This is a genomic window from Aeromicrobium sp. JP4 (assembly GCF_054957925.1).
Genome location: NZ_CM143290.1, coordinates 2,119,201 through 2,138,555 on the forward strand (window position 1 = coordinate 2,119,201; position 19,355 = coordinate 2,138,555).

The 19,355-nt window shown below is 71.8% G+C and carries 19 protein-coding genes; 14 read left to right on the forward strand and 5 right to left on the reverse strand.

Annotated features, from left to right (window positions below; translation table 11 throughout):
• Nucleotides 1-15 precede the first annotated feature (15 nt).
• From ACY1JX_RS10390 to ACY1JX_RS10400, 3 genes are all read left to right on the forward strand, one after another.
• Nucleotides 16-822, forward strand: a complete 807-nt coding sequence (locus ACY1JX_RS10390; protein WP_462563930.1) for a hypothetical protein — start codon at nt 16-18, stop codon at nt 820-822.
• A gap of 39 nt (nt 823-861) precedes the next feature.
• Complete coding sequence (locus ACY1JX_RS10395; RefSeq protein WP_462563932.1) at nt 862-1,347, forward strand: NUDIX hydrolase; 486 nt, start codon at nt 862-864, stop codon at nt 1,345-1,347.
• Nucleotides 1,348-1,428: 81 nt separating this feature from the next.
• Nucleotides 1,429-2,340, forward strand: a complete 912-nt coding sequence (locus ACY1JX_RS10400) for an EamA family transporter (RefSeq protein ID WP_286930784.1) — start codon at nt 1,429-1,431, stop codon at nt 2,338-2,340.
• On the opposite strand, the gene ACY1JX_RS10405 is transcribed toward ACY1JX_RS10400, so the two are convergent.
• On the reverse strand, nt 2,276-2,824 hold the full coding sequence (locus tag ACY1JX_RS10405) for a TetR/AcrR family transcriptional regulator (RefSeq protein ID WP_462563933.1): 549 nt from the start codon (nt 2,822-2,824) through the stop codon (nt 2,276-2,278). The genes ACY1JX_RS10400 and ACY1JX_RS10405 overlap by 65 nt on opposite strands.
• Before the next feature lie 52 nt (nt 2,825-2,876).
• Here ACY1JX_RS10405 and ACY1JX_RS10410 point away from each other — a divergent pair, with 52 nt between their 5' ends.
• From ACY1JX_RS10410 to ACY1JX_RS10420, 3 genes are read left to right on the forward strand one after another with little or no spacing between them, the layout of a single operon-like run.
• The gene (locus tag ACY1JX_RS10410; protein ID WP_462565884.1) at nt 2,877-4,409 is read left to right on the forward strand and encodes a carboxyl transferase domain-containing protein; all 1,533 of its coding nucleotides are present in this window, start codon (nt 2,877-2,879) and stop codon (nt 4,407-4,409) included.
• 5 nt (nt 4,410-4,414) lie between these two features.
• The gene (locus tag ACY1JX_RS10415; protein ID WP_462563934.1) at nt 4,415-6,205 is read left to right on the forward strand and encodes an acetyl/propionyl/methylcrotonyl-CoA carboxylase subunit alpha; all 1,791 of its coding nucleotides are present in this window, start codon (nt 4,415-4,417) and stop codon (nt 6,203-6,205) included.
• Nucleotides 6,205-7,131, forward strand: a complete 927-nt coding sequence (locus ACY1JX_RS10420; RefSeq protein WP_462563936.1) for a hydroxymethylglutaryl-CoA lyase — start codon at nt 6,205-6,207, stop codon at nt 7,129-7,131. The genes ACY1JX_RS10415 and ACY1JX_RS10420 overlap by 1 nt, the downstream gene beginning before the upstream one ends.
• A gap of 159 nt (nt 7,132-7,290) precedes the next feature.
• Here ACY1JX_RS10420 and ACY1JX_RS10425 read toward each other — a convergent pair whose 3' ends face one another.
• A complete protein-coding gene (locus ACY1JX_RS10425) occupies nt 7,291-7,965 on the reverse strand; it encodes an EcsC family protein (RefSeq protein WP_286930788.1) in 675 nt (224 codons plus the stop codon).
• Between the two features lie 71 nt (nt 7,966-8,036).
• Between ACY1JX_RS10425 and ACY1JX_RS10430 the strand changes: the two genes are divergently transcribed.
• The 4 genes from ACY1JX_RS10430 (at nt 8,037) to ACY1JX_RS10445 (ending at nt 11,210) form a co-directional block, all read left to right on the forward strand.
• Complete coding sequence (locus tag ACY1JX_RS10430) at nt 8,037-9,002, forward strand: phosphotransferase (RefSeq protein WP_462563938.1); 966 nt, start codon at nt 8,037-8,039, stop codon at nt 9,000-9,002.
• Nucleotides 8,999-9,655, forward strand: a complete 657-nt coding sequence (gene aat, locus ACY1JX_RS10435; RefSeq protein WP_462563940.1) for a leucyl/phenylalanyl-tRNA--protein transferase — start codon at nt 8,999-9,001, stop codon at nt 9,653-9,655. Before ACY1JX_RS10430 ends, aat begins: the two co-directional genes overlap by 4 nt.
• 98 nt (nt 9,656-9,753) lie before the next feature.
• Nucleotides 9,754-10,032: an HU family DNA-binding protein gene (locus ACY1JX_RS10440; protein WP_078699556.1), complete on the forward strand. Its 279-nt coding sequence runs from the start codon at nt 9,754-9,756 to the stop codon at nt 10,030-10,032.
• Between the two features lie 95 nt (nt 10,033-10,127).
• Entirely contained in the window at nt 10,128-11,210 is a 1,083-nt protein-coding gene (locus ACY1JX_RS10445; RefSeq protein WP_462563941.1) for a lysostaphin resistance A-like protein, read from the forward strand.
• A gap of 63 nt (nt 11,211-11,273) precedes the next feature.
• Here ACY1JX_RS10445 and ACY1JX_RS10450 read toward each other — a convergent pair whose 3' ends face one another.
• The 3 genes from ACY1JX_RS10450 to ACY1JX_RS10460 are packed head-to-tail and all read right to left on the reverse strand — an operon-like array spanning nt 11,274 to nt 14,589.
• Nucleotides 11,274-13,595, reverse strand: a complete 2,322-nt coding sequence (locus ACY1JX_RS10450) for an MMPL family transporter (protein WP_462563942.1) — start codon at nt 13,593-13,595, stop codon at nt 11,274-11,276.
• A 31-nt stretch (nt 13,596-13,626) separates the two neighbouring features.
• Nucleotides 13,627-14,220, reverse strand: coding sequence for a TetR/AcrR family transcriptional regulator (locus ACY1JX_RS10455; RefSeq protein WP_462563943.1), 594 nt, complete (start codon nt 14,218-14,220; stop codon nt 13,627-13,629).
• A 51-nt stretch (nt 14,221-14,271) separates the two neighbouring features.
• The gene (locus ACY1JX_RS10460; protein WP_462563945.1) at nt 14,272-14,589 is read right to left on the reverse strand and encodes a rhodanese-like domain-containing protein; all 318 of its coding nucleotides are present in this window, start codon (nt 14,587-14,589) and stop codon (nt 14,272-14,274) included.
• 142 nt (nt 14,590-14,731) lie between these two features.
• Between ACY1JX_RS10460 and ACY1JX_RS10465 the strand changes: the two genes are divergently transcribed.
• The 4 genes from ACY1JX_RS10465 to ACY1JX_RS10480 all read left to right on the forward strand — a co-directional run bounded on the left by ACY1JX_RS10465 (nt 14,732) and on the right by ACY1JX_RS10480 (nt 19,352).
• The gene (locus tag ACY1JX_RS10465) at nt 14,732-15,130 is read left to right on the forward strand and encodes an ATP-binding protein (RefSeq protein WP_286930795.1); all 399 of its coding nucleotides are present in this window, start codon (nt 14,732-14,734) and stop codon (nt 15,128-15,130) included.
• Between the two features lie 38 nt (nt 15,131-15,168).
• A complete protein-coding gene (locus ACY1JX_RS10470) occupies nt 15,169-16,008 on the forward strand; it encodes a DUF5926 family protein (RefSeq protein WP_462563946.1) in 840 nt (279 codons plus the stop codon).
• 73 nt (nt 16,009-16,081) lie between these two features.
• Complete coding sequence (locus tag ACY1JX_RS10475) at nt 16,082-16,792, forward strand: HAD family hydrolase (protein WP_286930798.1); 711 nt, start codon at nt 16,082-16,084, stop codon at nt 16,790-16,792.
• 55 nt (nt 16,793-16,847) lie between these two features.
• The gene (locus tag ACY1JX_RS10480) at nt 16,848-19,352 is read left to right on the forward strand and encodes a glycoside hydrolase family 65 protein (protein ID WP_462563947.1); all 2,505 of its coding nucleotides are present in this window, start codon (nt 16,848-16,850) and stop codon (nt 19,350-19,352) included.
• Nucleotides 19,353-19,355: the final 3 nt, after the last annotated feature.

Sequence of the window (19,355 nt, forward strand, 5' to 3'; positions counted from 1 at the left end):
TCCTACACTCGGCCCATGCGGGGTCGTGTCGCGCTGGTCTCAGCCCTCCTGGTGGTGGCGGGGTGCTCGGCCGCGCCCGACCTGGAGGACGCGCCGGAGGGGTTCACGGCCGAGGTGATGCAGTACCGCGGCAAGCGGCTGACCCGTGACATCGCGATCGCGATCCGCAACGACACCGACCGCGAGATCACGCTCTCGGCAATGCGCCTGGAGTCGAACCGGTGGTCCGAGGCGGTCGACTGGTCGGGCACGGAGTCGGTCGGTCCGGGCTTCGGCACGGGCATCGACGTCGACCCGCCCGCCGGCACGTGCCCCGAGGGCGAGGACCTCGCGACGGTCGCGGAGTTCACCTACCGCACCGGCGACGACGATCGCCGTTCGCGAGTGGACGTCGAGGACCCGTACGGCGTGCTGCGCGACCTGGTCGACGGGGACTGCGGCGAGCAGGCGTTCGACGCCGCCACCACGGTCACGGTCGGCCCGCCGGAGGTCCGCGGCGACACGTGGTCGGCCACCCTCGACCTCGCTCCCCGTGAGCCGAACGACGTGGTGCTGCTCGGCTTCGCACCCACGCTGCGCTTCGCGTTCGGGCCGGCCACGCCGGTGGACGTGGAGCTGCCGCTCGACCAGCCGCAGCGCGTGCGACTCGACGTCGTCATGGGTCGCTGCGATCCGCATGTGGTCGCCGAGGACAAGGTCGGGTCGCGCTTCGGCGTCCGCGTGCGCACCACCGACATCGATCACGCGTACTTCACGCTGCCGCTCGACGATGCGGTCCGCGAGTCGCTGGAGGAGTTCTACGCCGAGCGCTGCCGGCCCTGAGCCACGGCTGTCCCCGGTTCGGTCTGGAACACTGGCGGCGTGACCGAGCACTACCCGTTGGACGACCACGCCGACTCCCGCTCGCTGCTCGTCGCCGCCGCCTACGTGATCCTGCGCCGCGGCGACGAGGTCTTCGTGCAGCGTCGCGCCGGGACCGGGTACCGCGACGGGTACTGGGCGGTCGTGGCCGGCCACGTCGACCCCGGCGAGTCCGTGCACGAGGCCGCGGTGCGCGAGGCGCTCGAGGAGGCCGGCGTGACGATCGCGCCCGACGATCTGCGTCCCGTGACCGCGATCCACCGCTTCGAGCGCGGCGGCCCGCAGGTCGAGCAGCGGATCGACGTCTTCTTCGAGGTGACGCGGTGGAGCGGCGACGCGGCCCACCTGGAGGCGGACAAGGCCGCCGAGGCCGGGTGGTACCCGCTGTCGGCCCTGCCCGAGCCGTTCGTGTCCCACGAGCGCGACGTGCTCGACCTCCTCGCCGCCGGCACCCCCGTGCCGCCGGTGATCTCGCTGCCGATGTGAGACCGCCGGTGGCGTGATCTTGACGAGGACTGGCAGCGGGCGCCGCTGCGCCGGGTGACGCCCACCTGACAGCATGGCCCGGTGACCCGCCGCGACAGCCTGCTCGCCGTCCTCGTGGCGGTGCTCTGGGGCTGCAACTTCGTCGCCATCCACGTCGGTCTCGCCGACGTGCCGCCCTTCCTTTTCCTGGCGATCCGGTTCGTCCTCGTGGCGTTCCCCCTCGTGTTCTTCGTGGCGCGGCCCAAGGCCTCGTGGCAGGTCGTCGTCGCCGTCGGCTTCTTCATGAGCTTCGGTCAGTTCGGGCTGCTGTACCTGGCGATGGCCATCGGCATGCCCGCAGGCCTGGCCGCGCTGGTCCTGCAGGCGCAGGTCATCTTCACGATCCTGATCGCCGCCGGAGTCCTCGGCGAGCGGGCGTCCCGTCGTCAGGGCATCGGCGCCGCGATCGGCACCGCCGGCTTGGCGATCGTCGCCTGGGGCTTCCACCAAGACGCCCCGCTGGTCCCGCTGCTCGTCACGATCGGCGCCGCGCTCTCGTGGGCGATCGGCAACGTCGTGGCGCGGGCCGCGAAGGTGTCGTCGGGGCTGTCGCTCGTGGTGTGGTCGGCGCTCGTCGTGCCGCTGCCCGCGCTCGCCGTCTCGCTCACGGTGGAGGGGCCGGCCGAGATCTCGGCCGCCCTGGGCCGGTTCGGGATCGAGGCCTGGATCAGCACGCTCTACACCGTGGTGCTGTCCTCGCTCGTGGGCTACACGATCTTCAACGGCCTGATGGCGAAGTACCCCGCGGCCAGCGTCGTGCCGTTCATCCTGCTCGTCCCGCCGGTCGGGGTCCTGTCGGCGTGGGTCGCGCTGGACGAGGTGCCCAGCGCGCTGGAGTGGGTGGGCGGCATCGTGATGATGGTCGGCGTGGCGGTCGCCACGATCTCGTTCAGGTCGCGAGCAGCGCGGCGCGCGCCATCGACGCCAGCAGCCGCGCCATCGAGTCCGCGCTGATCCGCGCCGAGTGCGGGGTGGAGTTGATCAGCCCGAACACCGCCTGGACGGCGGCACGGGCCGTCGCGCGGTCGAGGTCGGCGCGCAGCTCGCGCAGGGTCTCGACCCACGCGTCGATGTAGGCCAGCTGCAGCTCGCGGACGGCGGCCTGGGCGGCCGGCGGGAGGTTCGACCACTCGCGGTCCTGGATCACGATGAGCGCCGGGTGGGTCAGCGCGAACTCGACGTGCCACGCGATGAGGGCGTCGAGGGCCGTGGCCGGATCGCCGGCCTCCGCGCGACGCTGCCGACCCTCGGAGAGGAGCCGCTCGCTGATGGAGGTGAGCGAGTGGGCCAGCAGGTCCTCCTTGCCGGCGAAGTGCTTGTAGAGGGCCGGGCCGGAGATCCCGCACGCCTCGCCGATGTCGTTGACCGAGACGCCGTGGAAGCCGCGCTCGGCGAACAGTCCGGCGGCGGTGTCGAGGATCTGCTCGCGGCGGCTCACGGCAGGAGCATAGCAGCGCAGGTTAATGAGTGTTAACCTTCGAGCCGTGAACATGAGAGAGCTCGTCGCCGAGCTGAGGGAGCGCACGGCCACCGCCCGGCTGGGCGGGTCGGAGAAGGCCCGCGAGCGTCACGTCTCGCGCGGCAAGCTGCTGCCGCGTGAGCGGGTGGACCGGCTGCTCGACCCGGGCTCGCCCTTCCTCGAGATCGGCGCGCTCGCCGCCTACGGGCTCTACGGGGATGACCCGTTCGCCGTCCCGAGCGCCGGCATCATCACGGGCATCGGCACCGTCTCCGGGCGCGAGTGCGTGATCGTGGCTAACGACGCGACGGTCAAGGGCGGCACGTACTACCCGCTCACCGTCAAGAAGCACCTGCGGGCCCAGACCATCGCGGCGGACAACCACCTGCCGTGCCTCTACCTCGTGGACTCCGGGGGCGCCTTCCTGCCGATGCAGGACGAGGTCTTCCCCGACCGCGACCATTTCGGCCGGATCTTCTTCCACCAGGCGCAGATGTCGTCGCGCGGCATCCCGCAGGTGGCCGCGGTGATGGGCTCGTGCACCGCGGGCGGCGCCTACGTCCCGGCGATGAGCGACGAGTCGGTGATCGTGCGCGACCAGGGCACGATCTTCCTCGGTGGTCCGCCCCTCGTGAAGGCCGCGACCGGCGAGGTCGTCACGGCCGAGGAGCTCGGCGGCGGCGAGGTCCACGCCAAGGTCTCCGGCGTCGTCGACCACCTGGCCGACGACGACGACCACGCGCTGCAGCTGGTGCGCTCGATCGTCGACACCTTCGCGCGTCCGCAGGAGCCCACGATCGCGCGCCGCGAGCCGATGCCGCCGCGCGAGGATCCTGACGGCCTCTACGACGTCGTCCCGGTGGACTCGCGCACCCCCTACGACGTCCGCGAGGTGATCAGCCGCATCGTCGACGACTCCCGCCTGCACGAGTTCAAGCCGCTCTACGGCGACACCCTCGTGTGCGGGTTCGCGCACATCGACGGCTGGCCCGTGGCGATCCTGGCCAACAACGGCATCCTGTTCAGCGAGTCGGCCCTCAAGGGGGCGCACTTCATCGAGCTGGCCAACCAGCGCGGCATCCCGCTGGTGTTCCTGCAGAACATCACCGGCTTCATGGTCGGCCGGGAGTACGAGAACGGCGGCATCGCCAAGGACGGCGCGAAGCTCGTCACGGCGGTCGCCTCGAGCGTCGTCCCGAAGTTCACCGTGGTGATCGGCGGCTCGTTCGGCGCCGGCAACTACGGCATGTGCGGCCGCGCCTACGACCCGCGGTTCCTGTGGATGTGGCCCAATGCCCGGATCTCGGTGATGGGCGGCGAGCAGGCGGCTTCGGTCCTGGCGACCGTGCGCGGCGACTTCGGCTCGCCCGACGCCGAGGAGGCGTTCAAGGCGCCGATCCGCGACCAGTACGAGACCCAGGGCTCGCCGTACTACTCCACCGCGCGACTGTGGGACGACGGGATCATCGACCCGGTCGACACCCGACGGGTCCTGGCCCTCGGCCTGGCCGCGGCCGCCCACGCCCCCGTTCCCGCGCCGAGCTTCGGCATCTTCCGGATGTGAGTGACATGACCCTCGACTCCGTACTGGTCGCCAACCGCGGCGAGATCGCCGCCCGCGTGCTGCGGGCGTGCCGCGAGCTCGGCATCCGCGGCATCGCCGTGCACGTCGCCGGCGACACCGCTCACCTCCCGTGGGCCGACGCCGCGGTCGAGGTGCCGTCGTACCTCGACGGCGCCGCGATCGTCGAGGCCGCGCGCGAGGCCGGCGCCGCAGCCGTCCACCCCGGGTACGGCTTCCTCTCCGAGAACGCCGCGTTCGCGCGGGCGGTCACCGAGGCGGGGCTCGTCTTCGTGGGGCCGGACGCCGACGTCATCGAGCTGATGGGCCGCAAGGACCGGGCACGCGAGGTCGCCGAGCGGGCCGGAGTTCCGGTCATGCCGCGCTACGAGCCCGGCGCCGTGCCGACCGACGCCTACCCCGTGCTCGTGAAGGCCGCCGCCGGTGGTGGCGGCAAGGGCATGCACGTCGTGCGCGACCCGAAGGACCTCGGCCACGCCCTGACCACCGCCGCGCGTGAGGCCCGCGCCGCGTTCGACGACGACACCCTGCTCATCGAGCGCTACGTCGAGGGTGGTCGTCACGTGGAGGTGCAGGTCTTCGGCGACCGCCAGGGCCACGTGGTGCACCTGCTCGACCGTGACTGCTCGGTGCAGCGCCGCCACCAGAAGGTCGTGGAGGAGGCTCCGGCACCGGGTCTGGACCCCGAGGTGCGCGAGCGGATCCGCTCCGCCGCGGTCGCCCTGTGCCGTGAGGTGGGCTACGTCAACGCGGGCACGGTGGAGTACCTCGTCCACGGCGACGAGGCCTACTTCCTCGAGATGAACACGCGGCTCCAGGTGGAGCACCCGGTCACCGAGGAGGTCACCGGCACCGACCTCGTCCACTGGCAGCTGGCCGTCGCCGCCGGCGAGCCGCTGCCGTTGCGCCAGGACGAGGTCACCGAGCACGGTCACGCCGTCGAGGTGCGCGTCTACGCCGAGGACCCCTACGCGGGCTTCCTGCCGCAGGCCGGCCGTATCCGCGAGGTGTGGTGGCCCGGCGCCCGCGTGGAGTCGGTCATCGAGGACTTCGACGCGGCCGACGTCAGCGCCGCGTTCGACCCGATGATCGCGAAGATCGTCACGACGGGCGACGACCGCGACGAGGCCGTCGACGCGATGGTCGAGGCGCTCGACATGACGGCGGTCTTCGGCATCCGCTCGAACGTCGGGTTCCTGCGCCGGGTCGTGGACTCGGCGCGGTTCCGTGCGGCCGAGATGGACACCGGCTGGCTCGACACCGCGCCCGAGGAGCTGCTGTCGCTGCCGGTCGTGCCCGAGGCCGCGGCGGCCTGCGCGGCCCGGCTCCTGTGGCCGCGACCCGCCGACGGCTGGAGGCTGGCCGGCCCCGCGGCGCCGCTGCTGCTCCCCGTGGTCGACGAGGAGGGCGAGCGGCACGAGATCACGTCCTGGTCCGACCACGTCCTGCCCGCCACGACCGACGGGGCGAGGGCGTGGGTGGCCGTCCGCGGCGAGACCCACGTCTTCGAGCGGCCCGATGGCACGCGTCGCCCGCGCGCCGTCCACGCCGGCGACGCCGAGGTCACGGCGCCCATGCCCGGCACCATCATCGCCGTTGAGGTCGAGCCGGGCCAGGAGGTCGAGGCCGGTCAGCGGCTCGGTGCCGTCGAGGCGATGAAGATGGAGTTGGCCCTCACCGCCGCGCACGCCGGCGTCGTCACCGAGGTGGCCGCCACGGTGGGCCGTCAGGTGAGGATGGGTGACCTGCTGTTTCACGTCGAGGCCCGGGAGGACTGATGGACGCACTGCCGATGGTCGAGCGCGATCCCGCCCTGCCCGAGCGCGTCACGATCTACGAGGTCGGTCCGCGCGACGGCCTGCAGAACGAGTCGGGCATCGTCCCCGTGGACGCCAAGGTCGCGTTCATCCGCGACCTGATGGCGGCGGGGCTGCCGGTGGTCGAGGCCACGAGCTTCGTCCACCCGAAGTGGGTTCCGCAGCTCGCCGACGCCGGTGAGGTCGTGGCGCGGCTGCCGATGGACGGTGCGGTCCCGCTGCCCGTCCTCGTGCCGAACGAGCGAGGGCTCGATCGCGCGCTGGAGGCCGGGGTGCGGCACATCGCGATCTTCGCCAGTGCCACCGAGACGTTCGCGCGCAAGAACCTCAACAGCTCGGTCGAGGACCAGTTCGCGATGTTCGCGCCGGTCGTCGCCCGCGCCCTCGACGCGGGCGTGGACGTCCGGGCCTACGTCTCGATGTGCTTCGGCGATCCCTGGGAGGGCCCGGTCGATCCCGCCGAGGTCGTGCGCGTCGGCTCGCGCCTGCTCGACCTCGGGGCCACCCAGCTGTCGATCGGCGACACCATCGGCGTGGGCACGGCCGCGCACGTGGCGCGGCTCGTGGCGGAGTTCGCCGCGGCCGGCGTGGCGCCCGACCGGCTCGCGATGCACTTCCACGACACCTACGGCCAGGCGCTGGCAAACGCGCTCGCGGCGCTGCGCTGCGGCATCACGACCTTCGACGCGTCGGCCGGCGGCCTGGGCGGCTGCCCCTACGCCGAGAGCGCCACGGGCAACCTCGCCACCGAGGACCTCGTGTGGATGCTGAACGGCCTGGGGATCGAGCACGGCGTCGACCTGCCGGCGCTCGTCCGCGCGAGCGTCGCGATGGCGCAGGTGCTGGGCCGCGAGAGCCCCTCCGCGGTCGTCCGCGCCCTGGCCTGATCTCGATACGCGGCTCGTTCCTCGCCCTGCTACTCGATCACCGGTGGTCGAGCGGCGCGCACCGGTGGTCGGGTGGCGCGCACCGGTGGTCGAGTAGCTCGCACCGGTGGTCGAGTAGCTCGCGAGCGCAGCGAGCGGCGTATCGAGACCACGTCCGGATCAGCGTCGGAGCCGGCGGTCCTTGAGCTCGTCCTGGGCGTAGCGACCGACCTGCCACGTGCCGAAGCCGTCGGCGGTCGCGCCGACGGCGCCACCGAGCAGCGGGATCTTCTTGCCGGCGAGCATGAGCGCGCGGCGACCGATGGTGCGGCCGACGAGCTCGCCCGTGACCTCCTTGGCGATCCGGTCGTCGAGGACCGGGTCGTGCATCGGCGAGGTCGCGAGCGCCATCGGCGAGGACGGCAGGGTGCGCTTCTTGATCATGTCGGCGACGGTGTCCTCGCCGAGCATCACCGCGAGCACGGCGTTGCGGACGCGAGGGTCCTCGATGTCGTAGCCGCGGAGGTGGGCGATGCTGGCCACGAGGTGGCACTGCACGATCGTCACGCCCACGACGTTCGCGGGGACGCTGACCGGCGCGAGCGCGATGCCGCCCAGGTTGGTGACGAAGCCCTGGAGCCCCGCGAGGCTCGTGTGGGAGCGGACCAGCGCGGCGACCGCCTTCTCGACGTCACCGCCGTGCGCCGCGAGCTTCGCCCCGGCCGTCTCGGCGACCGACCGCAGCGGCCCGACGCCGTCGATGGCGCTGTCGAGCACCGTGCGGACGTACCCGGAGGCCACGTTGGGCACGACACGGGTGCCGGCCTCCTTGGCGATGCGGTCCTTCATACCCATGCGGCAAGCATAGGAAGCCTGGGCGAATCCGCTCACTCGCCGGGAGCGCGCCCCGCCCCTAGGGTGGCGCCATGGCGCAGGAGCCGTTCTCGACGCACGTGGCGACGCCCCAGTGGCGCGCCCTCGCGGTGGAGTGGCTCACGGGGGCCCTCGCCGGGCACGCGATCGCGGTGACCGGCGAGATCGAGCAGCCCCGGATCCGGCCCTGGTCGACCCAGCTCACCGTCCCCACCGACGCCGGGCGGGTCTGGTTCAAGGCCACGTGCCCGGCGATGGCGTTCGAGGCGCCCCTGCAGCAGGCGATGGCCCGCCTCGTGCCGGACGCGGTGCAGGAGCCGCTGGCCGTGGACGGCGAGCGGGGCTGGCTGCTCACGCTCGACCACGGCCCCACCGTCGGCGACCAGCGCACGCCCACCGCGAAGGACTGGTGCCGGGCGGTGGCACAGGCGGCCCGCGTGCAGCGTGCGCTGGCCGGCCACCGCGACGAGCTGCTCGCCACCGGCCTGCCGGACGCGGGCCCGGAGACGGTCGTCGCGCGGTTCGACCGGCTGCTGGAGATCCATGAGCAGTCCCCTGCCGACCACGACGGTCGCGTCCCGCCGGGGCGGATCGAGGAGCTGCGCGCGCGTCGACCCGAGCTCGTCGACGCCTGCGCCGAGCTCGCCGCGTCGACCGTCCCGTCCACGTGGCAGCACGGTGACCTGCACCCGTGGAACCTGCACGGCTCGGGCGACGACGTCGCGTTCTTCGACCTCGGCGACGGCATGTGGGCCCACGCCGTCGAGCTGCTCTCGGTGCCCTACGGCGTCGTGACCTCGCAGGACGCGGTGGCGTGGGAGGACGTCGCGCCCGCCTGGTGCGAGGTGTGGGAGGTCGAGCCGCCCGAGTTCGAGCTGCTGTGGCGGGCCTCGGGCTTCACCCACGCCGTGAACCGGGCCGTGACGTGGCATCGGGCGCTGCTGACCGCCACCCGCGAGGAAATGGCCGAATGGGGCGGTGCCGTCGAGCACCACCTGACCTCCATGCTTGACGCATGAGACCGGTGCCCCTGCCGCCCTCGCCCTGGGCGTTCGAGCCGGCGGAGTGGCCCGAGGAGGACTGCATCGCGTCCGGCGCCGACCTCGAGCCGTCCACCCTCATCGCGGCCTACAAGCACGGGGCCTTCCCGATGCCCGACCGCAGGCGCCTGCTCTGGTGGTCGCCGATGGACCGTGGCGTCCTCGGGCCGGGTGACCTGCGCGTCTCGCGCTCGCTGCGGCGCTCGATGCGCTCGTTCACGATCACCGTGGACCAGGACTTCGAGGCGGTGATCGCGGCCTGCGCCGACCCGCGCCGTCCGGGCGCGTGGATCAACCCCGCGATACGCAAGGCCTACATCCGGCTGTTCGAGCTGGGGCACGCGCACAGCGTCGAGACCCGTGACGAGCAGGGGCGGCTCGTCGGAGGACTGTACGGACTCGGGATCGGAGCCCTGTTCGCAGGCGAATCGATGTTCCACCACCGCACGGACGCCTCGAAGGCGGCCCTGGTCGGCCTGGTCGAGCGGATGTCGGTGCTCCCGGACTGGCTCATCGACACCCAGTGGCAGACCGACCACCTGGCGACGCTGGGGGTGCGCGAGGTTCCGCGGGCCGACTACCTGGCCGCGATCGAGGCCCTCACGGAGCTCCCCGCACCCGATTGGGACTGAAATCTCGCGACACGCCCGGGGGCCCCCGGCAGGCGGACCCTCCCGTGTCATCCCTAGACTGACGCAGTACCCATTTCATCCATTTCAGGAGCAGAATCGTGGCACTTTCCCGCAACGATCTCGTGGCCGAGCTGGCCGCCAAGACCGGCAGCACCAAGAAGGACGTCGACGAGTTCGTCACCGCCTTCGCCGAGCTCGTCATCGACTCGGTCGCCAAGGGCGAGAAGATCTCGATCCCGGGTGTCCTCTCGGTCGAGCGCGTGCAGCGCGCCGCTCGCACGGGCCGCAACCCCGCCACGGGCGAGACCATCGACATCCCCGCCGGCTACGGCGTGAAGGTCAGCGCCGGCTCGCGCCTCAAGGCCGCCGCGAAGTGATCTGACGCCTCGCGTCGCGACGCCCCCGCCCCTGTGGTTCCCGAAGCTGTGGACACAGGGCCGGGGGCGTCGTTCGTCTGTGTGAGGATGCGGCCGTGAGCACCTCGACGACGTCCTATCCCCGACTGGCGCGCGAGTCCCCCGACTTCGCGCACTGGAAGCTGCCGGTCGCTGCGGTCGTGGGGAGCTTCCTCTACGTCGTCCTGGTCGTCGTCCTGGTCATCGTGGCCGTCGTCGGCGTCGCGGCGTCCGGCACGTCGTTCGACACGTGGCTCGACGGGACCGACACCGACATCGCCCTGGACGATCCGGGCCTGCTGCTCTTCCAGCTCGCCACGATCGCGGTGCTGCTGCCGTGCGTCGTGCTGGCGGTCGCGCTCGTGTGGCGGCGCCACGTGGGCTACCTGCACTCGGTCGAGGGACACCTGCGCTGGTCGTGGCTCGGCCGCTGTCTCGCGCTGGCGTTCCTCGTCGTCGTGGCGGCGCTCGGCCTCTCGGTCCTGGTGGCCGCGGTGGCCGGCGACGAGACCGTCAGCGTCGAGGCACCCGGTGGGCGCGCCCTGGCCGCCCTGGCGGTCGTCCTGCTGGTCGTGCCGTTCCAGGCCGCGGCCGAGGAGTACGTGTTCCGCGGCGGGCTGATGCAGCTGATCGGCTCGTGGACCCGCTGGACGGCGGTCCCCGTCGTCGCCACGAGCCTGCTGTTCGCCGCCGGCCACCTCTACTCGTTCTGGGGGCTCGTCTCGGTCTTCGCCTTCGGCGTCATCGCGGCCGTGCTCACGATCCGCACCGGCGGCCTCGAGGCCGCCGTGGCCCTGCACGTGGCCAACAACATCGTCCTCATGGTGCTCGACATCGTGGGCGTCATCGACTCCAGCGGTGAAGGTGCGGGGCTGTGGAACGAGGTCGTCCCGTCCACGGTGATGTGCCTCGTCTTCTGGGCCCTCGTCGAGTGGTCCGCCCGGCGTCGAGGCCTCCAGCGCCGCCGTCCGCCGCTGCCCGCCTCGGCGCCCGCCGCGGCCCCTGCCTATGTCGTGGTGCCGCCCCCGCCGTACGTGCCCGCCGCCGAGGGCCCGGCTCCCGCAGTGCCGGCACCGCCCGTCGTGCCGGCCGCCGCGCAGCCTGTCGTGCCGCCGAACGCACCGTCCTACCCGGGGGATCCCGGCGTGTGGGGTCGCTGAGCCACCACGGACGACGACGGGCTGCCCACGGAGGAACCGTGGACAGCCCGTGCAGGCCGAGGATCAGGCGTTCACCTTGGCGTAGTGGTCCTCGAGGTGGGGCCGGTGCAGGTTCTCGCCCTCGATGTCCACGTTGGGCAGGATCCGGTCCAGCCAGCGCGGCAGGTACCAGGCCTTCTCGCCCATGAGGTACATCAGCGCGGGGATCAGCACCATCCGCACCACGAACGCGTCGAAGATCACCGCGGCCGCCAGCGCGAAGCCCATCGACTGCACGATCGGCTCGTCCATGAAGATGAAGCCGGCGAAGACCGAGGTCATGATGAGCGCCGCCGCCGTGACCACGCGCGCGCTGTTGCGGAAGCCGTCGACGACCGCCTCACGGTACGAGGCACCGTGCACGTGGGCCTCACGGATCCGGGTCACCAGGAACACCTGGTAGTCCATCGCCAGGCCGAAGACCACGCCGATCAGGAAGATCGGGATGAAGCTCACGATCGGCTGGCCCGGGAAGATCCCGAACAGGCCCTCCTGGAAGATCGCGACGGTCGCGCCGAGCGTGGCCATCACCGACAGCAGGAAGCCCAGCGTCGCGGTGAGCGGCACCAGCAGCGAGCGGAAGACCATGACCAGCAGCACGAAGGCCAGGCCGATGACGATCGCCAGGTAGACGGGCAGCGCGTCGGAGAGCTTCTCCGAGACGTCGGTCTGGATGGCCGTCATCCCGGTCACGCCGATGGACGTTCCCGTCTCGGCCTCGATGGCCTGCTCACCGTCGCGCAGCGACTGGAGCAGCTCCTCGGTGGCGGTGTCCTCGGCCCCGGACGACGGGGTGAGCAGGATCATCGCGCCCTGCTCGTTGCCCGCCGCCATCATGGCGCTCGCGACGTCGTCCTGGTCGGCGGCCCACTGCGTGACGGCCTGGTAGGCGGCCTGCTGCTCCTGGGGGTCCTCCACGCCGCGCGCGTCGACGACCACGAGCATCGGCGAGAGCCGGCCGGGGCCGAACGCCTCGGTGACGAGGTCGGACGCCTTGCGCTGGGTGGTGTCCTCCGCGGCGGTGCTGTCGGTCGGCAGCGCGAGGTGCATGTCCTTCACCGGAATCGCCAGGGCGCCGAGGCCCACGACGACCAGCAGCACCCACACCAGCGGCGCCCTGCCGACGAACCGCGCCCAGCGGACGCCGTGGTTCAGGACGTGGCCGTTGGCGTCGCGGGCCGGCGTGTAGCGGCGGAAGCGCAGCGAGAAGGCCTTCGTCTTCAGCATGCCCAGGATGGCGGGCAGCAGCGTCAGCGCGACCAGCACCGCGACGGCGACCGCCGCGGCCGCGCCCAGGCCCATGGCCGTGAGGAACGAGATCCCGACGACGCTGAGCGCGACGAGGGCGATGATCACCGTCAGACCGGCGAACACCACGGCCGAACCGGCGGTGCCGACGGCGATGCCCATCGCCTCCTGGCGGTCGTCGGTGTGCTCCAGCTCGCTGCGGTAGCGGGCCAGGATGAACAGGGCGTAGTCGATGCCGACCGCCAGGCCGAGCATGCTGGCCAGCGCCGTGGTGCTCGACGGGACCTCGGTGATCGCCGTCATCGCGGTGATCGCGGTGAGGCCGATCCCGACGCCGATGCCGGCGGTGACGATCGGCATGCCGGCGGCGACGAGCGAGCCGAACGTGAGGGCGAGGATCACCAGGGCCAGGCCGATGCCGATCAGCTCCGACGACGCGCCGGCGGGCTCCATGGACTGCATGGCGGAGCCGGAGACCTCGACGGTCAGGCCGGCGTCGCGCGCCGTGTCCATGACCTCGGTGACCTCGTCCTGCATCTCGGGCGTCACCTCGAGCACCGTGGGGGTGTCGAACGTGAACGCGATCGTGCCGACGCGGCCGTCCTCCGACAGCGGGGTGGCCGCGTCGATCTGCGCGGTCGCCCGGGCCAGGGCCGCGTCGCGGTCGAACGGCTGGCCGGCGGCTGTGGCCTGCTCCTGCGCCTGGTCGACGCCGCCGACGGCCTGGGCCCCGAGCCCGGCGGCCGCCTCCACCGGTCCGACGACGCCGTCCTCGACGTCCTCGAGTGCGTTCAGCTCGGACACGAGCGTCGCCACGGTGCCCGCGTGGGGCTCGGCCGACAGCTGCTCACCGTCGGGGGCGGCCACCACGATCGTCGCGCTGGGCGCGTCGACCGGTGCGGCGTCGGGGAAGAGCTCCTGCTGCAGCTCGGCCGCCTCGACGGACTCGATGCCGGGAATCGAGAAGGTGTTCGACATCGGCTTGGACAGGTAGCCGGCGACGGCGCCGAGGCCGATGAGCGCGATGAGCCAGGCGGCGATGAAGATCGGCCAGCGCCGGTAGGCGGTCTTGCCGAGTCGGTAGAGCAGGGTTGCCATGAAGGTCTTTCTCGGGTGGGTGGGCGGAGGATCAGGCGCGACGGGTGCCGAACAGGGCGCTCGTCGCGGCGAAGGCGCGGTCGAAGTGGTGGGCGACCGTCTGCGACGGGTCGGCGAGCGACTCGTCGAGCGCGGCGTCGCACAGGGTGAGGATCAGATTGCCGATGAGTCGCAGGTCCAGCGGGTCGACGGCCTTGCCCTCGCGGTGCTCGATCGCGTCGGAGAGCTTCCGGGCGCGTTCGACGAAGCGCTCGTGCACCGCCGACATCAGTCGATGGTCGCGGCGCAGGATGCGGCGGACCGCTGCGAGCTCGGCCGGGTCGGGCACCTCGGCCTCGAGCGAGGTGCGCACGAGCTCCTTCACGTCGACCAGGAGGTCACCGGTCGGGCCGCCTGACAGGAACGTGGCGACGATCGCCTCGTCGGGGTCCTGGTCCGGGCCGAGCACGGCGTCGAGCTTGCCCGGCACGTAGTTGAACAGGGTCCGGCGCGAGACGCCGGCGGCCTCGGCCAGCTCCTCCATCGTGAAGCCGTCCAGACCGCGTTCGTCGGTCAGCAGGCGGGCCTGGCGCACGATCGCCGCGAGGGTGCGCTCACGCCGGGTCGAACTTGCACTCTTTGCCATGGAGTGCATTCTTGCACTCCAAGAGCCACAGTGCAAAGTTCGTGATCGTGCTCACGTCACGACGGGCCGCCCGGCCGCCTCCCAGGCGTCCATCCCGCCCTCGAGGTTCACCGCGTGGTGGCCGATCGACGTCAGCCAGGCGGTGGCTCGCGCCGACCGCTGGCCGAGGTGGCACACCACCAGCAGGGGACGCTGCGGATCGAGCTCGCCGACGTGCAGCGGCAGCTGTCCCAAGGGGATGTGCAGCGCGGACCGGACGTGACCGGCGGCCCACTCGTGGGGCTCGCGGACGTCCAGCACGACCCAGTCCGGCGGCAGCGGATCGGGCACCTCGGCGACCGTGACGTGGGGCACCTGGGAGTCACTCATGGGACGTGGCACCTTTCCCGGGTCTTGAATCCCGGCCGGTTGAATGGTTAATTGTTACTAGTCATGCGGTCGTGGCGCACGGTGCGCCCTGCCCACATGACCAGGCGCGTGTCGACCGAGACGGGCTGGGGGAGGAGGACACATGGTGGAGAGTCGCGACCTGGTACGACTGCCCTTCGAGTCTTCCACCCCGGGCATCGCCCGCACGAAGCTCGCCGCGTTCCTCACCCGCAACCGCACTGATCTGGCCGCCATCGACAACGCCCTCATCGTGCTGAGCGAGATGATCGCGAACGCCGTCGCCCACGGCACCCCCGACGACGACGGGGCCATGGAGATCTCCTGGGCGATCGAGAACGGTCACCTCCTGCTGAGCGTGCGCGACTTCGGTCGTGGCTCCGGCGCCGACCTCGTGCCGCGCCCCTTCGACGAGGACTCCCTCGGTGGCCGCGGCCTGTCGATCATCAGCCGGGTCGCCGACAACTGGTCGGTCGACCTGAGCGAGGGCACCTGCGTGCGCGCCGAGCTCACGCTGGCCTGAGCACCGGACCCCCGCCGCCGACGGATACCGTGTCGGCCATGGGCAAGAAGTCGCGAGGAACCAAGCCGGCCAAGCAGCGCATGCCGTTCGTGGCACGCACCTTCGAGGGACTCCCGTCCGAGGGTGACTGGGTCGCGATGCGCGAGTTCGTCCCGTCGGCCACGGCCCGCGTGGGCCTGCGCGACGGAGGGACCGTCCGGATCTGCTCCCTGCTGCCGGGTGCCGGCGCCGGGCTCGTGCGTCCCGACGGCGAGATCTGGGTCGGCCTGCAGGTCATGCACAACCACGGCGACATCAGCCGCGACCTGGCCCACGTCATCGAGGTGGCCCGCGAGACCGAGCCGGGCACGCCCATCCGCATGACGCCCCCGGGCGTGGGCGCCCGCCTGCAGGACCTCATCGACCCCGACGGCTCCTTCGAGATCGAGTTGCACGACGGCTTCGACTGGTGGCTCGTCGAGGAGGACCGCGGCTCGTCCGCGGCCGCGTCGGCGCTCGAGGAGGCCAACGCCACCGTGGCGCCCACCACGCGCCTCACCGCCACCGACTCCGCCTACGTCACCGAGATGGGCGACCACGCGTACCTGCGCTGGATCATGCTCGACGAGGAGGGCCCGCTGCTCGACGCCTTCGCCCGCCTGCGCGCCGCCGGCACCGACTCGCTCGGCGAGGGCACCAAGCTGATCGGCATCTTCCGCGCCCACGGCCTGCTGGTGCCCGTCTGGGAGCTCGACGGCGTCGGTGCCACCGAGCTCGATGCCGCGGTCCCGGACTTCGTCGCCGTGCTCGACGAGGCCAAGGCGCAGACCGCCGAGCTGTCCGCTGCCGAGCGCACGGCCCGCCGCGACCTGGTCAGCCGTCAGGTCACCATTCGCTGAATCGACGGGCTGATCGGCGTGCCGTCGGTCACGGGGTTCGGTGTGACCGGCGAGCAGCCCCTAGGCTGATTGCGTGGACTGGAACGACTACGACGCCGCGTTGTTCGACCTCGACGGAGTGATCACGCCCACCGCCGAGGTCCACGAGACGGCCTGGGGCCGGATGTTCAGCGACTTCCTCGCGGGGCACCCGGACGCCGAGCCCTACACCGACGCCGACTACTTCGCGTACGTCGACGGCAAGCCGCGCTACGAGGGCGTGCGCTCGTTCCTCGAGTCGCGCGGCATCGAGCTGCCGTACGGCGACCCGTCCGACGATCCCGCGGCCGAGACCGTCTGCGCGCTCGGCAACCGCAAGAACGACTACTTCCGCGAGGTGCTGCGCACCGAGGGGGTCGAGGCGTACCCCGGCTCGATCCGGCTGCTCGACGCCCTCGAGGAGCGCGGCGTCAAGGCCGCCCTCGTGTCCAGCTCGCGCAACGCCCGGCCCGTGCTCGAGGCCGCCGGCATCACCGAGCGCTTCGAGGTGATCATCGACGGCGAGGTCGCGGCCGCCGAGCACATCGCCGGCAAGCCGCGTCCCGACACGTACGCGGCGGCCGCCGAGCGCCTCGGCGTGCCCACGCAGCGGTCGGTCGTCCTCGAGGACGCCGTGTCCGGCGTCCAGGCCGGCGCCGCCGGAGACTTCGGCCTCGTCGTGGGCGTCGACCGCGGCGCCGGCGCCGAGACGCTGCGCGAGAACGGTGCCGACGTGGTCGTCTCGGACCTGGCGGAGCTCCTGTGAGCGAGCGCGTGATCCCGGTGCCCCCGTGCCGTCGCTCCCACTCGGCGGTGATCGCATGAGCTCGCACGAGGCCCCGATGGCGGACGACTTCCTCGACCGGGTGCGCTGGCCCGCCGATCCGTGGCGACTCGTCGAGACCGCGCCCGACCAGACCGACCTCGGCGTCACCGAGACGCTCTTCGCGGTGGGCAACGGCTACCTCGGCATGCGCGGCAACGTCACCGAGGGCCGCGACTCCCACACCCACGGCACGTTCGTGAACGGCTTCCACGAGACGTGGAGGATCCACCACGCCGAGGAGGCCTACGGGTTCGCGCGAGTCGGCCAGACGATCGTCAACGCCCCCGACGCCAAGGTGATCCGGCTCTACGTCGACGACGAGCCGCTGCTGCTGAGCGTGGCCGACCTGCTCGAGTACGAGCGCTCCATCGACTTCCGCGAGGGGGTGCTGCGGCGCGAGATCCTGTGGCGCACCCCGTCGAACAAGCGCGTGCGCGTCGTGGCGACCCGCATGGTGTCGTTCGCCCAGCGCCACCTCGCGGTGCTGGAGTTCGAGGTCACGATGCTCGACGACAGCGCGCCCATTGCGATCTCGTCGCAGATCCTCAACCGTCAGGACGGCGAGGACGAGTACCACGTCCGTTCGAAGTCCATGGGTGAAGGACACGACCCCCGCAAGTCCGAGGGCTTCGACCGGCGGGTTCTCGAGCCGCGGCACAGCTGGGGCGACGCCGATCAGGGACGGGTGTCCCTGGGCTTCCGGTGCTCCGACAGTGGCATGACCCTGGCCGTCGCGGCCGACCACCAGCTCGAGACCTCCCTGGACTACACGACCCGGGTCCAGGTCGAGGACGACCTGGCCAAGGTGACGTACCGGATCGCGGCCCAGCCGGGCGAGACGATCCGGCTCACCAAGCTCGTCGCCTACCACACGTCCCGCGGCGTTCCGGTGCGCGAGCTCGTCGATCGGTGCCGCCGCACGCTCGAGCGCGCCGCGCAGGACGGCGTCACGCAGCTGCACGAGGCGCAGGCCGGGTGGCTCTCCGACTTCTGGGCCCGCTCCGACGTCGAGGTCCCGGGGCACGCCGCCATCCAGCAGGCGATCCGCTGGAACCTCTTCCAGGTGGCGCAGGCCAGCGCCCGCGCGGAGGGCGCGGGCATCCCCGCGAAGGGCGTCACCGGCTCGGGCTACAGCGGTCACTACTTCTGGGACACCGAGGTCTACGTCCTGCCGTTCCTGACCTACACGAATCCCGACCACGCCCGCAACGCCCTGCGCTTCCGGCACAGCCTGCTCGAGGCGGGCCGGCGCCGCGCGCGTGAGATGTCGCAGTCCGGAGCGCTCTTCCCCTGGCGCACGATCAACGGCGAGGAGGCCTCGGCCTTCTTCGCCGCGGGCACCGCGCAGTACCACATCGACGCCGACATCGCGTATGCCGTGACGCAGTACTACCTCGCCACGGGCGACGAGGACTTCATGATCCGCCAGGGCATCGACATCCTCGTCGAGACCGCGCGGATGTGGGTCGACCTGGGCTTCTGGCGCGACGAGGAGGTGGGCACGTTCCACATCCACGGCGTCACCGGTCCGGACGAGTACACCACCGTCGTGAACGACAACATGTTCACGAACGTCATGGCGCGGTTCAACCTGGGCGCGGCGGCGTTCGCCGTGAAGCGGCTCGCGGAGCGCGACGAGATCGCCTACCAGCGCATGCTCACCCGGCTCGCGCTCCAGGACCACGAGATCACCGACTGGGAGCGCGCCGCCCGCAACATGGCGATCCCCTACGACGAGGCGCTCGGCGTCCACCCGCAGGACCAGCACTTCCTCGAGCGGGAGGTCTGGGACCTCGACCACACACCGCTGGACAAGCGGCCGCTGCTGCTGAACTACCACCCGCTGGTCATCTACCGGTTCCAGGTGATCAAGCAGGCCGACGTCGTGCTGGCCCTCTACCTGCAGGGCCACCACTTCACGTCGGAGCAGAAGCGCGCCAACTTCGAGTACTACGACCCGATCACGACGGGCGACTCCACGCTGTCCGCCGTGGTGCAGTCGATCATCGCCGCGGAGGTCGGGTACCGCGATCTGGCCTACCGCTACTTCCTCGGCGCCCTCTTCGTCGACCTGGCCGACCGCCACAAGAACGCCACCGACGGTGTCCACGTGGCATCGACCGGAGGCGTCTGGGGCGTGCTGGCCAGCGGCTTCGGTGGCTTCCGCGACCACCAGGGCGACTTCTCGATCGACCCGCGCCTGCCCGAGGAGTGGGACGAGCTGACCTACCGCGTGACGCTCCACGGCACCCGGGTCCGGGTCACCGTGCGTCGCGAGGAGCTCGAGCTGTTCGTCGAGGACCAGCAGCCCGACGCGCAGGGCCGGCTCGTCGACCCCACGTTCTTCGTGCGCAAGCGCTCGATCACCGTGAAGCCCGGCGAGCCCGTCGTGGTGCCGCTGGAGGGTCAGGGCCCCGACATCGAGGGCACCCCGCCGCCGGTGTCGGGCCGCCGTCGCGCCGACGGCACGATCATCACGGCCATCGTCCCCGGCGGCTGAGCC

Coding starts and splice junctions, on each gene's coding strand:
- ACY1JX_RS10480 (WP_462563947.1), top strand. CDS start 16,848: ATGAGCTCGCACGAGGCCCCGATGGCGGACGACTTCCTCGACCGGGTG.
- ACY1JX_RS10425 (WP_286930788.1), bottom strand. CDS start 7,965: ATGGGTATGAAGGACCGCATCGCCAAGGAGGCCGGCACCCGTGTCGTG.
- ACY1JX_RS10460 (WP_462563945.1), bottom strand. CDS start 14,589: ATGAGTGACTCCCAGGTGCCCCACGTCACGGTCGCCGAGGTGCCCGAT.
- ACY1JX_RS10420 (WP_462563936.1), top strand. CDS start 6,205: ATGGACGCACTGCCGATGGTCGAGCGCGATCCCGCCCTGCCCGAGCGC.
- ACY1JX_RS10430 (WP_462563938.1), top strand. CDS start 8,037: ATGGCGCAGGAGCCGTTCTCGACGCACGTGGCGACGCCCCAGTGGCGC.
- aat (WP_462563940.1), top strand. CDS start 8,999: ATGAGACCGGTGCCCCTGCCGCCCTCGCCCTGGGCGTTCGAGCCGGCG.
- ACY1JX_RS10465 (WP_286930795.1), top strand. CDS start 14,732: ATGGTGGAGAGTCGCGACCTGGTACGACTGCCCTTCGAGTCTTCCACC.
- ACY1JX_RS10410 (WP_462565884.1), top strand. CDS start 2,877: ATGAGAGAGCTCGTCGCCGAGCTGAGGGAGCGCACGGCCACCGCCCGG.
- ACY1JX_RS10415 (WP_462563934.1), top strand. CDS start 4,415: ATGACCCTCGACTCCGTACTGGTCGCCAACCGCGGCGAGATCGCCGCC.
- ACY1JX_RS10470 (WP_462563946.1), top strand. CDS start 15,169: ATGGGCAAGAAGTCGCGAGGAACCAAGCCGGCCAAGCAGCGCATGCCG.
- ACY1JX_RS10390 (WP_462563930.1), top strand. CDS start 16: ATGCGGGGTCGTGTCGCGCTGGTCTCAGCCCTCCTGGTGGTGGCGGGG.
- ACY1JX_RS10450 (WP_462563942.1), bottom strand. CDS start 13,595: ATGGCAACCCTGCTCTACCGACTCGGCAAGACCGCCTACCGGCGCTGG.
- ACY1JX_RS10455 (WP_462563943.1), bottom strand. CDS start 14,220: ATGGCAAAGAGTGCAAGTTCGACCCGGCGTGAGCGCACCCTCGCGGCG.